This window comes from Streptomyces sp. SS8 (genome assembly GCF_054072955.1).
This window is the reverse complement of the sequence record NZ_JBSVCZ010000015.1, coordinates 25,985-40,419: the sequence shown is the minus strand read 5'-3', so window position 1 is coordinate 40,419 and position 14,435 is coordinate 25,985. Positions and strand designations below refer to the sequence as shown.

At 74.5% G+C, this 14,435-nt stretch carries 11 protein-coding genes, 1 tRNA gene, 1 pseudogene and 1 riboswitch; of the genes and pseudogenes, 4 read left to right on the top strand and 9 right to left on the bottom strand.

Features of this window, described 5'->3' with window-relative positions:
• Positions 1-118: 118 nt before the first annotated feature.
• A riboswitch (FMN riboswitch) is annotated at positions 119-249 on the bottom strand.
• Between the two features lie 114 nt (positions 250-363).
• Positions 364-1,608, bottom strand: a pseudogene (locus ACW69E_RS16085) (ROK family transcriptional regulator); the annotation flags it as partial.
• A 59-nt stretch (positions 1,609-1,667) separates the two neighbouring features.
• Here ACW69E_RS16085 and ACW69E_RS16080 point away from each other — a divergent pair.
• Positions 1,668-2,861: an MFS transporter gene (locus ACW69E_RS16080; RefSeq protein ID WP_457498941.1), complete on the top strand. Its 1,194-nt coding sequence runs from the start codon at positions 1,668-1,670 to the stop codon at positions 2,859-2,861.
• Between the two features lie 132 nt (positions 2,862-2,993).
• On the opposite strand, the gene ACW69E_RS16075 is transcribed toward ACW69E_RS16080, so the two are convergent.
• From ACW69E_RS16075 to ACW69E_RS16045, 7 genes are all read right to left on the bottom strand, one after another.
• The gene (locus ACW69E_RS16075; protein ID WP_457498940.1) at positions 2,994-4,412 is read right to left on the bottom strand and encodes a helix-turn-helix domain-containing protein; all 1,419 of its coding nucleotides are present in this window, start codon (positions 4,410-4,412) and stop codon (positions 2,994-2,996) included.
• Between the two features lie 141 nt (positions 4,413-4,553).
• Positions 4,554-5,540 carry a thioredoxin-disulfide reductase gene (gene trxB / locus ACW69E_RS16070; RefSeq protein WP_457498939.1) on the bottom strand — a complete coding sequence of 329 codons (987 nt, stop codon included), beginning with the start codon at positions 5,538-5,540 and terminating at the stop codon, positions 4,554-4,556.
• Complete coding sequence (locus ACW69E_RS16065; protein WP_457498938.1) at positions 5,537-6,838, bottom strand: S8 family serine peptidase; 1,302 nt, start codon at positions 6,836-6,838, stop codon at positions 5,537-5,539. The genes trxB and ACW69E_RS16065 overlap by 4 nt, the downstream gene beginning before the upstream one ends.
• Before the next feature lie 132 nt (positions 6,839-6,970).
• The gene (locus ACW69E_RS16060; protein ID WP_457498937.1) at positions 6,971-7,420 is read right to left on the bottom strand and encodes a thioredoxin family protein; all 450 of its coding nucleotides are present in this window, start codon (positions 7,418-7,420) and stop codon (positions 6,971-6,973) included.
• A 127-nt stretch (positions 7,421-7,547) separates the two neighbouring features.
• The gene (locus ACW69E_RS16055) at positions 7,548-7,901 is read right to left on the bottom strand and encodes a rhodanese-like domain-containing protein (protein WP_457498936.1); all 354 of its coding nucleotides are present in this window, start codon (positions 7,899-7,901) and stop codon (positions 7,548-7,550) included.
• A 1-nt stretch (position 7,902) separates the two neighbouring features.
• Complete coding sequence (locus ACW69E_RS16050; protein WP_457498935.1) at positions 7,903-9,312, bottom strand: purine-cytosine permease family protein; 1,410 nt, start codon at positions 9,310-9,312, stop codon at positions 7,903-7,905.
• Positions 9,299-10,084, bottom strand: a complete 786-nt coding sequence (locus tag ACW69E_RS16045; RefSeq protein ID WP_457498934.1) for a tRNA-dependent cyclodipeptide synthase — start codon at positions 10,082-10,084, stop codon at positions 9,299-9,301. The genes ACW69E_RS16050 and ACW69E_RS16045 overlap by 14 nt, the downstream gene beginning before the upstream one ends.
• A gap of 223 nt (positions 10,085-10,307) precedes the next feature.
• Here ACW69E_RS16045 and ACW69E_RS16040 point away from each other — a divergent pair, with 223 nt between their 5' ends.
• Positions 10,308-11,219: a LysR family transcriptional regulator gene (locus tag ACW69E_RS16040; protein WP_457498933.1), complete on the top strand. Its 912-nt coding sequence runs from the start codon at positions 10,308-10,310 to the stop codon at positions 11,217-11,219.
• Complete coding sequence (locus ACW69E_RS16035; protein WP_457498932.1) at positions 11,216-12,181, top strand: LysR family transcriptional regulator; 966 nt, start codon at positions 11,216-11,218, stop codon at positions 12,179-12,181. Before ACW69E_RS16040 ends, ACW69E_RS16035 begins: the two co-directional genes overlap by 4 nt.
• A 103-nt stretch (positions 12,182-12,284) precedes the next feature.
• Here ACW69E_RS16035 and ACW69E_RS16030 read toward each other — a convergent pair.
• Positions 12,285-12,355: transfer RNA gene (locus ACW69E_RS16030), tRNA-Cys, on the bottom strand.
• Positions 12,356-12,902: 547 nt separating this feature from the next.
• On the opposite strand from ACW69E_RS16030, the gene ACW69E_RS16025 reads away from it, so the two are divergent.
• A complete protein-coding gene (locus tag ACW69E_RS16025) occupies positions 12,903-14,360 on the top strand; it encodes a uracil-xanthine permease family protein (RefSeq protein ID WP_457498931.1) in 1,458 nt (485 codons plus the stop codon).
• Positions 14,361-14,435 lie beyond the last annotated feature (75 nt).

Genomic DNA, 14,435 nt, shown 5'->3' with positions numbered 1-14,435 from the left:
CGGGAAACGAGCGGTCTCGCGGGATGGACGGGACGCCGGGGCGCGGGCCGGATTCTCCGGGCCCGGCGGGGCGCCCGAGGATCCGCCTGCGGCGGCGTACCGGCCGTCTCGCGGCCCGCCGCGCACTGCCTCCCATCCGGACTTTGACCGTCGGTCCAGGAATTTCACCTGGTCAACCGGCCGCTGGCAGCGGCCGGGTCGCGGACTGTAACCGCCGGTTCGGAATTTCACCGACCCCGGAGTGCGCTTGACGTTGGTACGCGGCCAGTGTGCCACGTCCGGCTCGAGCGGCACCAGAGAGGCCCTGTGGGACGGCTCACAGCGGCAGGCGGGGCCCGCCCGTTCAGCGGGCCGGCCGGTCCGCCGCGCCGCGTCCAGGGCCGTCACCAGGCCGCCGCCGAGCACCGGGCTGCCCTCGACCGTGCCGCACAGCACCTCGGTGGCCAGCGGGGACATCCCGGCCAGGCGGCCGGCCACCCGTTCCGCCAGTGGCCCTCCCCCGGCCCGTCCCACCTCGCCGCCGAGTACCACGCAGCCGGGGTCGAGGACCGAGGCGACGGCGGCGGCGCCGACCGCGATCCGTTCGGCCAGCGCCTCCAGGAACGCCTCGGCGCCGGCTCCCGCCCCGCCCGCCACCGCGGCGCGGACCACCGCCTCCGCTGCGCGGACTCCGTCCCCGGTGGCGTGCCGCGGCGGCCGCAGGCCGTGCCCGCGCGCCAGCGCGCACACCGCCGCGGCGCCGGCCAGGGAGTGGAATCCGCCGTCGCAGACCGTCGCCGACGGCGGTCCGGCGGTGCCGGGCACCGGCAGGAAACCGACCTCGCCGGTGCCGCCGGAGGCGCCGCGGCGCAGTGCGCCGTCCAGGATCACGGCGGCCCCCACCCCGTGCCCCAGCCAGAGCAGGACGAAGGTGTCGCGGCCGCGCGCCGCGCCGAGGCGGTGCTCGGCGATGCCCGCGAGGTTCACCTCGTTCTCCAGCACCACCGGTACGCCGAGCCGTTCGCGGATCGCGGCCGGAACGCGGGCGTGCCAGGCCGGCAGCGTGCTGCTGCGGCCGAGGGCTCCGGTGGCCGGGTCGATCATGCCGGGGGCGCCGACGGTGACGGTGTGCAGCGTGGTGACGCCCGCCTCGCGCAGTGCCTCCCGCAGGGCGGTCACCGTCCGCTCCACGGGGCCGTCCCCGCTGCCCGTACCGCCCCCGCCGTCCCCGGCGCCCTCCATGGGCAGTTCCGCACCGCCCGCCGCGCCGCCGGCGAGGTCGGCCAGGGCGAAGGAGACGCCTGTGGTGCGGACGTCGACGGCCGCGACGTGGGCGCGGTCGGCGACGAGGCCGTACAGCCGGGCGTTGGGTCCGCGGCGGCTCTCCCCCGCCTCGCCGGCGTCCCGGACCAGCCCGTCCTCGGCCAGGCGCCGCAGCAGGTCGGCGACGCTGGGGCGGGACAGCCCGGTCAGCTCCTTGAGCCGGCCGGCCGTCAGGGGGCCGTGCTCCACCAGCAGTTCCAGCGCGATCCGGTCGTTGATGGCGCGGGCCGTGCGGGGCGAGGCGGTGCGCGCGGGGCGGGCCGAAGGGGTGGGGGCGGCGGGCCCGGCCGATGGGAGCGTGGTCATGCGGGAATCCTCGCAGATTTCCTTTTTCATTCAGGAAGCCTTCCTGATAGTTTACGCGCATGCCCTCCTCCCCCATCGGCCGGGCCCGCCGCTCGGTCGCCCTGGTCTTCGCCCTGCACGGCGCGGTCTCCGGCGGTTTCACCACCCGCATCCCCTGGCTCCGGGACCAACTCGATCTGAGCAATGGTCAGTTGGGACTGGCTCTGGCCTTCCCCGCGATCGGCGCCTCGCTCGCCATGCCGCTGGCCGGGCGCATCGTGCACCGCTACGGCGGACGGGCGGCCGTACGCGCCCTGCTCGCCCTGTGGTGCGCCTGTCTCGCCCTGCCCGCCCTCTCGCCCCACCTGGCCGTGCTCTGCGCCGCGTTCCTCCTCCTGGGCGCCGCCGCCGGAATGGCGGATGTGGCCATGAACGCCCAGGGGGTGGAGGTGGAACAGCGCTACGGCCGCTCGATCATGTCCGGGCTGCACGGCATGTGGAGTGTGGGCGCGCTGCTGGGCTCGGCCGCCGGCGTGGGCGCCGTCCACCTCGGTATGGACGCCCGGATCCACCTCGCGCTGGCAGCCGCCGTCCTGACCGCGGCCGTTCCGGCGGCCTGCCGCGGACTGCTGGACGTACGCCCCGCGCCGGGGCAGGAGGCGCCGCCGCGCTTCGCGCTGCCGCCGCGTTCGGCCCTGCTGATCGGCGCGGTGGGCATGTGCGCGGTGCTCGCCGAGGGCGCTTCGATGGACTGGTCCGGCGTCTACCTCCGGGACGTCACCGGCGCGTCGGCGACGGTCGCGGCCGCGAGCTACACCGCGTTCGCCTGCACCATGGCCGCCGCCCGCCTGGCCGGGGACGCCGCCGTGCGCCGCATCGGCCCGGTGCGCACGGTGCGGATCAGCGGCGTTCTGGCCACCGCGGGCGGCGCGCTGGTGGTGACCGCGCCCGGCCCGGTGGCGGGCGTCGCCGGGTTCGCCCTGCTGGGCGTCGGGATCGCCGTGGTGGTGCCGCTGGCCTTCGCCGCCGCCGGGCACAGCGGTCCGGCTCCCGGGCAGGCCATCGCCGGTGTCGCCACCATCACCTACACCACCGGACTGGCCGCGCCGACCGTCATCGGCCTCCTCGCCGAACTGGTCTCGCTACGGGCCTCGTTCGCCCTGGTCACCGCCGCCACCGCCGTCCTCGTCCTGGCCGCCGGGGTGCTGGGCGCCCCGCGCCGGGGCGGCGTCGTCGCCCAGAGCTCCGGGGAGGCGCGGGCGGAGGTGAGCTGAGGCCGGGCGGGGCGACACGGGCCGGCGGGCGGACGGACGGCAGGCGCCCTGGCGTCACCACCGGCCGGTGACCGCAGGGTCGGCCGCGCCTCCCCGGGCCGCCCCCCGGACCGTTCGCCTGCCCGCCCGCCGTCACGGGGGGCCGTCCGCGAGACGGGCGATCAGATCGTCCACCTCGGGCCGGCCGCTCCACCGGGCCGCCAGCCTGTCCCGCAGCCCCCGCAGTTCCCGGCCGACCATCACGCTGGACTCGGCGGAGGCCTCCGCCAGTACCGGCCCGGCCACGGCCATCGCGGCCTCGAGGTCTCCGGCACAGGCGTGTCCGTCGGCCAGCCGCAGTGTGAACAGCAGCCGCGTGGGGCGCGTACGCGGTCCCAGGTGGTCCAGCGACGTCCGCGCCGCCTCGACGGCGAGACGGGCGACCGACCTGTCCGAGGTCATGGCGGCGATGTCGCGCAGCGCCCCGGCGGCGCCGGACTCCACCCGCACCGGCCCGGGGAAGGTCGCCAGCCAGGGCACCTCCGCCTCGTCCCGCTCCCCGAAGTGGTCCAGGCCGTCCCGGGCGAGGGCGATGTGCCGCAGGCACTGCCGTATGTCGCCGCCGAGCGTGTGGCCACGGGCCTCGCACAGATGGGCCATGGTGGCCGCCCAGTGGCGGCCGGGGGCCGCCTCCCTGATCGCACGCGCGTAGGCCAGCGCCGAGGGGGCGTCGTTCTCCAGCTTCGCCAGCGTGCTCATGTCGATGAGCAGGGCAACCCGCATCGCGCTGTCCCCGCATGCGGTCGCCCAGCGGACCCCCTTGTCGAACCAGGCCATCGCCAGCCCGTTCTGACCGTGCAGCATCCGCAGCTCGCCCGCGAGTTCCGCGTGGGCCGCGGCGAGGCGGAGCAGTGCCCGCCGGGCCGGTTCCCGGCAGCCGGCCGTCTCCAGCCGCCGCACGATCGCGTGCAGGGTGTGCTCGACCTCCGCGGCCAGTGCGGGCGAGGGCCGCTCGTCGCCGGCCCGCTCGTACACCGCCAGCAGGCCGGCCAGGACGTGCACGGTGTCGGCGCCGGCGCCCGGCGGGGATCCGGAGGCACGGAAGGCGCCGTAGAGCGCGGACGCCTCCTCTAGGGGCGGCACCGCGCAGCCCTCCCCGCCGTGCAGCGGGCACGTCATGGCGTAGCCGGGCAGGCGCGAGGGCCACACCAGCCCCTCCGGCACCGCCAGTCCGGCGCCGCGCGCCGCGCCCTCCCCGGGCAGCGGGGCCGCCCGGAGCACACCGGCGGCCGGGGCGCAGGAGCGCGCCTCGGCCACCGCCGTCCAGACGGCCACCAGTTCCCCGCCCGCTCCCAGAACCTCGTCCAGGCGGCGCACCAGTGGGGGCAGCGGCTGGCGTACGCCGCTCTCCAGTTTGCTGATCGCGCTGTGGTCGTAGCCGACCCGGGCGCCGAGCTGGGCCTGCGTCAGTCCCAGACTCCGCCGCCAGTGGCGCAGCCTGCCGCCGAACTCGGCCCACGGCTCCGGCGCGCGGGACGGGGGTGTGCGCTTCGGTGTCTCGCCGTCGTCCACCGGGCCTCCTGGGCGCTGCGGGGAGGGGGGAGGCGGGGGCGGTGTGCGCCCCCGCCTCCCGCGCACTGGGCCGGGGATTTTAGCGCGCGCGGCCCCCGGCCGGAATCGCCCCGCGCCCGGTCACGGGCACGGGACGCCGTCTCAGGGCACGGCGGTCGTCCCGGACCGCTGCCGGGCGCGGCCGGCGATCTCGTCGTGGAGCGCCGCCAGGTACCGCTCGGCGTCCAGGGCGGCCGCGCATCCGCTGCCGGCCGCCGTGACGGCTTGGCGGTAGGTGTGGTCGACCACGTCGCCGGCCGCGAACACCCCCGGCACTCCGGTACGGGTGGACGGGGCGTCCACCAGCACGTAACCGGCCTCGTCGAGGGCGAGTTGCCCGGTGAACAGCTCGCTGCGCGGATCGTGGCCGATCGCGACGAACAGCCCCGTCACCGCCGTCTCCTCCGTGGCCCCGGTGACCGTGTCCCGCAGTGTGACGCCGGTCAGGCCGGTGTCGCCGTGCAGGGCCGTCACCTCCCTTTCGAAGGCGAAGGCGATCTTGGGGTCGGCGAAGGCCCGCCGCTGCATCGCCTTGGAGGCGCGCAGGGTGCCGCGGCGGTGGACGACGGTGACCGAGCGGGCGTACCGGCTCAGGAAGGTGGCCTCCTCCAGGGCGGTGTCGCCGCCGCCGACCACGGCGACGTCGTGGCCGCGGAAGAAGAATCCGTCGCAGGTGGCGCACCAGGACACCCCCCGTCCGGACAGCTCGTCCTCGCGCTCCAGGCCGAGTTTGCGGTAGCCCGACCCGGTGGCGACGATCACCGTCCGCGCCCAGTGCCGCCGGCCCGCGCCGTCGGTGATCTGCTTGACCTCCCCCGCCAGGTCGACGGCGGTGACGTCCTCGTCGACCAGCTCGGCGCCGAACCGTCCGGCCTGTGCGCGCATGGCGTCCATCAGGTCCGGTCCCTGCACTCCCTCGGGGAAGCCCGGGTAGTTCTCCACCTCGGTGGTGGTGGCCAGCGAGCCGCCGATGAGGGCGCGGCCGCAGAAGACCAGCGGGCGCAGCGCGGCGCGGGCGGTGTAGAGGGCCGCGGTGTAGCCGGCGGGGCCGGAGCCGATGACGACGACCTCCCGGATCCCGCCGCTCACCGGTCGCCCCGTCCGTGCGTGTGCACGGGCCGGCCCGTGTACAGCAGCAGGTTGCGGGAGTCCGGTCCCGCGTCGCGCACCCGGTCCTCGGTCGCGGCGTCGGCGAGCGCCTCGTCCAGCTCCTCGGGTGTCGCCCCGGGGTGCTCGGCCAGGTGGACCGCCGCGGCGCCGGTCACATGGGCGGCGGCGGCGGAGGTGCCGGAGAGTCCGGTGTAGTGGCGGTCACCCCGGGAGCCGGCCGTGGTGATGCCGGTTCCGGGCGCGAACAGGTGTACGCAGTAGCCGTGGTTGGACCAGGCGGGACGGCTGTCGTCGCGGTCGGTGGCGGCCACGGTGATGGCGGTGGTCTGCCGGCCCGGGGTGGTCTCGCAGGACTCGATCCCGTTTCCGGCCCCGTCGCCGTTTCCGGCGGCGGCGGTGTACGCGATCCCCTTCCGCGTCATCTCGTAGAGCTGGAGGTCGAGCACCGATCCGGGCTCGCCGGAGAAGCCCAGATTGACCACCGCGGGCCGCCGGGCATTGGCGGTGATCCAGTCGACGGCGGACATGATGTGCTCCATCGTCCCGGTGCCGTCGCAGCCGAGGGCGCGCACCGACTCCACCGTGGCGCCCTTGGCGACACCGGTCCACCGTCCGGCCGCGATGGCCGCCGTCGCGGTGCCGTGTCCGTGGCAGTCGCCGCCGCCGCCGGGCCCCAGGGTGATCGCGTCGTACGCGCCGCGCGCCCGGCCCGCGAACTCCCCGTGGCCGGTGCGGACTCCGGTGTCGACGACGTACACGTGCGCTCCGGCTCCGGTGCCGTGGAAGGCATGGACGCCGTTCAGCGGCAGGTCCCGCTGGTCTATGCGGTCCAGGCCCCAGGAGGGAGGCCATATCTGGACGCCGCCGCCCGCGGCGGACACCGCACCTCCGTGCTGCCGTCCGGCAACCCGGTAGACGCGGTCGGGGGTGATGGAGCTGACGCGGGTGTCCCTGTAGTAGCCGGCCAGTTGCTCCTCGGTCAGCGAGACGGAGAACGCCTGCGAGGCCGCGTAGTACACCCGGCGCAGTTCGCCCCCGTGGTCGGCGGTCAGCCGCCGGGCCCGTTCGGTGACCGCCTCCCGTGTCGCCTCCGTGTCGTGGACCTGGACGATGTGGACGGCCGGCGCGGAGGACGGGGAGGAAGTGGAGGCTGCGGAGGAGGACCGGCTCGCCGGGTCCGGGGCCACGGAGGCCGCCGGGCCGGCGAACAGGAGGGGCAGGGCCGCACCTGCCGCGGCGGCCGCCGCCAGGGCGGCTCTCGGGAGGGGCTTCTTCATGGAGGTCGGGCCTTTCGCTCACGGTCGCGGTGGGATCGCTTGCGGTGGTGGGAGGGCGGGCGGGTCCGCCGCGCCGCCGGAGGGGAGGGGGCGTGCCGGCCGCCCGGGGTGCGGCGGCCGGCACGCGGGGTGTCACAGGTTGTTCAGCCAGACGCGCAGCGAGGTCGGCCCGTCGTAGCCGACCATGCGGCTGCCGGCCTCCCGGCCGCTTTGGATGTTGAGCAGGGCCGGGATGCCGCGGACTCCGTACCTGCGCGACAGGTCGGGGTTGCGGTCGACGTCGACGCGCGCCCAGATCCAGGCGCCGTCGTCCTCGGCGTTGTACTTCTGGAGGTACGGCTTCTGCTTCTGGCACCAGTAGCACCAGGAAGCGGTGAAGTCGAGCACCACGGGCTTGGTGTACGACCACTCCATGAGCTGGGCGTAGTTGGCCGGGGTCACGTCGATGGCGTTGGGGACGCTGTCGGCGGATGCCCGGGCCGCCGTAGCCTCCGGGGCGGCGGGAGCCGCGGCGGCCTGCGCGGCCGCGCCCGTGAACAGCAGCGCGGCGGCGGTCGCCGCGACGGCCAGTCTGCGGATCATGATCCTTCTCCTTTCGTGGGGTGGAGCAGGGTGGGACGTGCACGGCGACGGGAAGCCGCCGCACAGATGGGGGAACGGGCCCCGGTGCGGGGGTCCTGGTTGGGGAGGGCGGGTCCCGGGCCGGCGCTCAGGCCGCGGAGGTCTCCGTGGGCAGGCCGTGGGCGACCCAGTCCTCGATCCCCTCGCGGTACTTGCGCACGTCCGTGTAGCCGAGCTCCACCAGCCGGACGCCGACGAGTTCGCTGTTGCGGCACGGCACGTTCGCGCAGTACACGACTATGGGGACGGTGCGGTCCGGCAGTACGGCGGGCGCGAGTTCGTCGGTGAACCGCTGCGCGTCCTCGTAGGGGAACCCGGGGATGTTCACCGCGCCGGGCAGATGCTCGCGTTCGTAGTAGGCCACCGGCATCGTGTCGACCACGACGGTCTTCCCGGCGTCCATCTCGGCCTTCAGTTCGTCCCTCTTCACCAGGGGTAGCACGTCAGCCTCCTGCCTTCGTCATGCCGCTTTCGGGAAGGTCGGGGTGGTCGGGGACGCCCAAAGGAGGGACCCCGGGGGCGCGGGAGGGCCGCGGCCGCCCGCGGACCGCCACCCGGCCCGCCACCGCGTAGAGCGCGAAGGCGGCCACGACGGCGTTGACGGCGGGGATGCCGATGCCCGCGTACTCGCCGGCCAGCGCGCCGGCGGCCCAGCACACCAGGGACAGGGGCATCCAGTCGGCGATCCCGCCGGGCAGCCCGCCGTGCGAGCGGGCCCGGTCCAGGTCCGCGCGGAACCGCCGCACCACGTAGTACTCGGCGATGATGATCCCGGCCACCGGCGGGGCGAGCACCCCGATGGTCTCCAGGAAGCCGGTGAAGTCGTCCATGAGGCCCGCGGCGGACAGGGCCGTGCCCACCGCTCCGATCGCCAGCGTCACCGTCCGTCGGCCGACGCGTCTGCCGAAGATCACATCGATGCTGTTGACGGTGGCCAGCGCGGACGAGTACAGGTTCCAGTCGTTGATCTTCAGGATCGCCGTCGCCAGGATCAGCGTGCCCAGCACGCCGGAGGAGGTGGTGATGATGCCGACGATGTCGGCGGTGCGGGCCGCGTGGCCGAGCAGCACCGCGGTGAGCCCGATCAGGTACTCCCCCAGCGTCACGCCCAGGAGCGTCTGCTTGACCACGTCGGACGGCCTGCGGTTGAAGCGCGTCATGTCCGGGGTCATCAGCGCCCCCAGGATGAACGCCCCGGCCACCAGCGTCGTGCCCTCGGCCAGGGACAGCGCCGGCCCCGGCGGGGCCGCGGTCACCAGGTGGCCCAGCGAGTGGTCGGCCAGGGTGTCCACCACCGACCAGCCGGCCAGCAGGAGGAACGCGGGGACGGTCAGGTACGCCGTCCACGCCATGGTGTTGAAGCCGAACACCGAGATGGCCGTGACCGCCGCGCCGCCCGCCAGCGCCCAGGCCCACGGGGGCACCCCGCCCGCGAGGTTGTGCATCCCCTGTGCGAACACACCGTTCTGTACGCCGAACCAGCCGGCGAGGCTGAACGCCACGAGCATGCCCACCGCCGCGGAGCCCTTGCGGCCGAATCCCGACCAGCGGGCGAGCACCGAGGTCGACAGCCCCTCCTTCACCCCGGCGACGCCCAGCAGGATCGTGACGGCCTCCAGCATCACCGAGCCGACGGTGATGGCGATCACCGCGTCGGTGAACGTCATCCCGTAGCCCAGGACCGCGCCCACCATGAACTGCTGGAAGGAGGAGACCTGCCCGAACCGCTGCACCGCCACCGAGATCCACGAGTAGCGCGCCTCCTCGGGGACCCTGCTGAGCGAGTAGTCGTCCAGCGCCTCGTCCTGGCCGGGCTCGCCGGCGGCTCCCCGCCCGGTCTCAGCGGACGCCATGGGGGACCTCCGCCACCGGGGCGGCTCCGGGCACGGCTTCGGCCGTGCCGGCCTCCGGTGCCCGCTCGCGGACCACCGCGAAGCCCTGACCCGGCACCGGTCTCCAGCTCAGCTCGCGCCGGTAGAAGCGCTCCAGGAAGGCCACCCGCTGGTGGTAGACGAAGAGTGACGAACCGTTCCCCGTGGCCCCGGTGACTCCGGCGGAGTCGGCGAAGAGGGGCAGCTCCGCCAGGAAGTACCGAACCGCGCGCCGCAGCTGCTCCTCGCCCGGGACGGTGCCGGGCGGCAGCCTCCGGTCCAGCACCCAGTGGGACGCCTCCAGGCAGGCGGCGCGGAAGGAGGCGTCCTCCCGGAACAGCAGGTGCGCCTCCGCCAGGAGCTGCCCGTAGCGCGCCGAGCCGCCCAGCCGCTCCATGCCCAGAACGAGCCTCCGCGGTTCCTCGACCCCCAGGCTCCGCAGCGCGGTGGTGATCTTGTTGTGGACGTACCGCCCCTGGCTCCGCGCCTTGTGGCGTGCGCGGCCCGGCTCGCAGCCCAGTGCCTCCAGCGTGTACGCGGCCACCGTGTCCGGTACGAAGAAGCGCACCCGCTCGAAGCGCTCCATCGCCCAGCCCGCCAGGGCGGTCAGCCGCCGCGTACTGAAGTAGCTGTTGAACGGGCTGACCCCGATGCAGGCCAAGGCCGCTTCGGGGAGTAATTCACGGCAGTTCTCGGTAAGTGGTTCGATCTCAAACACAATCCACCTCGGGTCGTGGTTCGGACAGCCCCCCATCCGATCGGGTCACGGCCTGCAAACCGATGAATGGGATGATGGCGGCCGGACGGGAGGCCGGGTAGTGCCGACCGGTTATGCCGTTCGCGCGCACCCTCCCCGGGCGGATCCGCTCACCTGCCAACGGAATCCCACCGCCCCGCACACACGGAAATCGACAGAATTTGCACCGTGCTCGATTCGGATCTGGTGCAGGCGGGCGGAATCCGCTTAGCTTCCGATCATGGAATTACAACTCCGCCATCTGCGCCTGCTGTGCGTCATCGCCGATGCCGGGAGCCTCAACAAGGCGGCGGCTGCGCTGGGGCTGCCCCAGCCGGCCCTGAGCCGCCAGATACGGAGGCTGGAGGAGCTGCTCGGCGGGACCCTGTTCGAACGCGGCCCCCACGGCGCCCGGCCCACCGCCCTGGGCAGCACCGTCCTCGACCACGCGGAGGCCGTCCTCCGCATCCTCGACGACTTCGGGCAGCGGTTGCACGACCACCGCGAAGTCCGGAGCCGGGCACTGCGGGTGGGCTGGGCGGGCAGCGTGCTCCACGGGCCCCTGCTGGACTCGCTGCGGCGGCTGCCGTGCGGGGAACACCCGCGGATCGTGGTCACCGGCTCCACCCGGGAACTGGTGGGCCTGCTGCGGGCCGGGGAGATCGACATCGCGCTGCGCGATCACGCCTCCGGGCAGGGCGGCCCGCTCCCGTCCGCGGACGGTCCGGTCGCGCAGATCGTCTGGGGGCACAGCCCGGTACTGCTCGCGGTCGCCGCCGACCGGCCGCAGGCCACCGCGGAACGGCTCACCATGGCCGACCTGGCGCATGAGGAGTGGATCTCGGTCACCGGCCCCGACGGCTGCGACGGCAAACTCCGCGCCCTGTGCGCCTCCTACGGATTCACACCGCGCATCGCCCACGACATCCCGGTCTCCGGGCCTCGCTGCGATGTGATCCGGAGTCACGGCTGCGTCGCCCTGAGCCAGGCATACCGGCCGCTCCTGCCCGGGGTGGTCCACCGCTCCGTGGACGACCTCGGACTGCGGGTCAGCCATCTGGTGGCGTTCCGCAGGGACAGCCGGATCGCCGCACAGGTGCCGGCGCTGGTCGCGGTCCTCTCCGCGGCACGTCCGAGGCCGGTCCCCGCATGACCGCCATGGACGTGGAGATCCAGGACCTGCGGGTGCTGCGCGCGGTCGCCGACACCGGGAGCCTGTCCGGCGCCGCCCGGGCGCTCGGCCTCAGCCAGGCCGGCCTCAGCCGCCGCGTCCAGCGCGTCGAGCGGGCCATCGGCCTGGCCGTCCTGTACCGCGACCACCACGGTGCCCTCCTCACCACGGCCGGCCGACTGCTGCTGGACTGCGCCGACGAACTGCTCCCGGTGGTCGACCGGCTGCTGGCCGCCGGCACGCACGAAAGCCCGCCGGACCCGCCGGCGGAGCGCCTGCGCATCGGGGCCGTCCCCCACCCCGCTCTGCCGCTCGTCGCCGCCCGTGCCCGCGCCCTGCTGCCGTCGGCCGCCGTCGAGGTACGCGCCGGGGAGTGCGGCACCGTGGACTGCGGTACCGGGGGCTGCGGCACCGGGAGCTGTGGCGCCGCCCTGCCGGACCTCTTCCGCCTCCACCGCCTGGATCTGGTCGTGTTCCGGCACTTCCCGCAACTGGACGGGCCCCTGCCGGACACCCTCGGCACGGCCGTGCTCGCCGAGGAGAGCCTGCTCGTCCGGACCGCGGCCGATCACCGGCTGGCGGAGCGGGCCTCGGTCTCCCTCTCCGACCTCGACGGCCGGATGTGCCTGCTCCCCGCGGGGCGCCGGCACGCCGCCCTGCACCACCGCTTCATGACCGCGGTACGGCGCCGCGGCGTGCACGTCGAAGTGCGCTGGGCGGCCGACGAGGCCGAGGCCGCAGCGCTGGCCTGCGCCACCGGCGGCGTACTGCCCGCCTATCCGCTCCCGGCCCCGGCGGCCGGGATGGCCTGCATCCCGCTGAACGACACCGCCGTCCGCCACCGGCTGCTCCTGGCCTGGCGGCCCGGTGACCGCGCCGCCGCCTGGGCGCAACGGCTGGCCGAGGCGGTCCGGGAGTCCTACGCGGGCGGGGGCGGAATCTGAACCGGGGCTCCGGCGGTGTGCCGGAGCCCCGGTCCCGAGGGCCGCCCCGCGTCCCCCGGCACCGGGCCCGTCGCCGCTCGGAGCGGCGACGGGCCCGGGCCTGAGGTGGAGACAGGATTCGAACCTGTGTGAACGGCTCTGCAGGCCGTCGCCTCGCCTCTCGGCCACTCCACCGAAAAATGCTCCCAGGGGTTCCCGTCATCGAACGGAAAGGCGCGGCCCGCCGCGCCTCTTTCCACCTGCACTCTGAACGCTAACAGAATTCCACCAGTTCGGGAACAGGTTGATTCCGGCCGCTCTCCCATGCGAGCGGAAAGCGTTTCCCCTGCGCAACAAGCTATACCTTTCCAGCATTTTCCATGCCGCCTCGTCATACCCCTGGGGGAATCTCGGAACAACTTGTTCCGGAATTCCCGTCCGCCCCGGCGGCCGGGTTCCCCCCGGGCCGGTGAAGGGCGGTGGACGTCCGCTGCCCGGGGCCGGGCACCCCCGGCCGCACCGGCCGCGCAGCCTCACGATCGTCGACACGCCGCCCCCGTCCCGCCCCGGCGGCAACCGACCGGCGGGCATGGCGGGTCATTCCGCCGCGTACCGCCGACTGACATCCCGAAGGCGCCCCGTACCATGTGGGCCGATCGATTCCGGTCACCCCCGATCACCTCCCGGCGCGCTCCGAAGCGCGCCGGAACGCACCACCGCGCGAGCACGAAACGGAGCACCCATGGGCCTCGGTCTGCGCTGGACCCTGCACGGCGACGGTCGCACACCGGCGCCCGGAGCCGTCGTACGGCCCGACGAGCGGCTGTCGTGGCCGCGGACGGCCGGGCTGGGGGCGCAGCACGTGGTCGCCATGTTCGGCGCCACCTTCGTCGCCCCGGTCCTGATGGGCCTGGACCCGAACCTGGCCATCATGATGTCGGGCGTCGCCACCATGGTGTTCCTGCTCATGACGCGCGGCCGGGTGCCGAGCTATCTGGGCTCCAGCCTCTCCTTCGTCGGCGTCGCAGCGGCGATCCGGGCCTCGGGCGGCGACAGCGGGACGATCACCGGGGCGCTGCTGGTGGTCGGCGTGGTGCTGCTGCTGGCCGGCCTGGTGGTGCAGAGGTTCGGCGCGCGGATCATCCACGCCGTGATGCCGCCCGTGGTCACCGGCGCGGTCGTGATGCTGATCGGCTTCAACCTGGCGCCGGTGACGGCCTCGACGTACTGGCCGCAGGACCAGTGGACGGCGCTGCTGACCATGCTCTTCACCGGGCTCGCGGTGGTGGCGCTGCGCGGTTTCTGGTCCCGTGTGGCGATCTTCCTCGGGCTGGTCTTCGGCTACCTCGTCTCCTGGGTCATGGATCTGGTCTTCGGGAAGATCCACTCCCCGGCGGGCGGCGGGGAGGCCGTCGACCACTGGCGGCTGGACCTCTCGGGCGTCTCCGAGGCCGACTGGATCGGGCTGCCTTCCCTCCACGCCCCCGAGTTCCAGTGGTCGGCGATCCTGGTGGCGCTGCCGGTGGTGATCGCGCTGATCGCGGAGAACGCGGGCCATGTGAAGGCCGTGGGCGAGATGACCGGCGATCCGCTCGACGACAAGCTGGGCACCGCGATCGGCGCCGACGGTGCGGCCACCGTGCTGTCCACGGCGGTCGGCGGCCCGGCCACCACCACGTACTCCGAGAACATCGGTGTGATGGCCGCGACCCGCGTCTACTCCACCGCCGCCTACTGGGCCGCCGCCTGCTTCGCCGTGCTGTTCGGGCTCTGCCCGAAGTTCGGCGCGGTGATCGCCGCGATCCCCGGCGGCGTGCTCGGCGGGATCACCGTGATCCTCTACGGCATGATCGGCCTGCTCGGCGCGCAGATCTGGCTCGCGGGCCGGGTGGACCTGCGCAACCCGCTGAACCTGGTGCCGGTCTCGGCGGGCGTCATCATCGGCGTCGGCGGCGTCAGTCTGGAGATCACCGACAGCTTCGAACTGAACGGCATCGCGCTGGGCACCATCGTCGTCCTCACCGGCTACCACGTGCTGCGGGCGCTGGCCCCGGCGCACATGCGCGCCCAGGAACCGCTGCTGGACGAGGGCACCTCCTCCTACGACACCGAGGCCGAGACCGCGGACGGCGGCACGGACGGCGCCGGCGGCGCGGAGGGCACCGGCGGCGCGGAGGGCACCGGCCCCGGCAGGCGGTAGGCGGTAGGCGGCGGTGCGGCCGCCCGTCCCCTGCCGTCCGTCGGCCGCCGCTCCTCCGCGGACGGTCACGGACGG

Excerpts from the sequence above, each read along its gene's own strand:
- ACW69E_RS16080 (WP_457498941.1), top strand. The coding sequence starts at position 1,668 with ATGCCCTCCTCCCCCATCGGCCGGGCCCGCCGCTCGGTCGCCCTGGTC.
- ACW69E_RS16065 (WP_457498938.1), bottom strand. The coding sequence starts at position 6,838 with ATGAAGAAGCCCCTCCCGAGAGCCGCCCTGGCGGCGGCCGCCGCGGCA.
- ACW69E_RS16060 (WP_457498937.1), bottom strand. The coding sequence starts at position 7,420 with ATGATCCGCAGACTGGCCGTCGCGGCGACCGCCGCCGCGCTGCTGTTC.
- ACW69E_RS16050 (WP_457498935.1), bottom strand. The coding sequence starts at position 9,312 with ATGGCGTCCGCTGAGACCGGGCGGGGAGCCGCCGGCGAGCCCGGCCAG.
- ACW69E_RS16045 (WP_457498934.1), bottom strand. The coding sequence starts at position 10,084 with ATGGGGGGCTGTCCGAACCACGACCCGAGGTGGATTGTGTTTGAGATC.
- ACW69E_RS16040 (WP_457498933.1), top strand. The coding sequence starts at position 10,308 with ATGGAATTACAACTCCGCCATCTGCGCCTGCTGTGCGTCATCGCCGAT.
- ACW69E_RS16035 (WP_457498932.1), top strand. The coding sequence starts at position 11,216 with ATGACCGCCATGGACGTGGAGATCCAGGACCTGCGGGTGCTGCGCGCG.
- ACW69E_RS16025 (WP_457498931.1), top strand. The coding sequence starts at position 12,903 with ATGGGCCTCGGTCTGCGCTGGACCCTGCACGGCGACGGTCGCACACCG.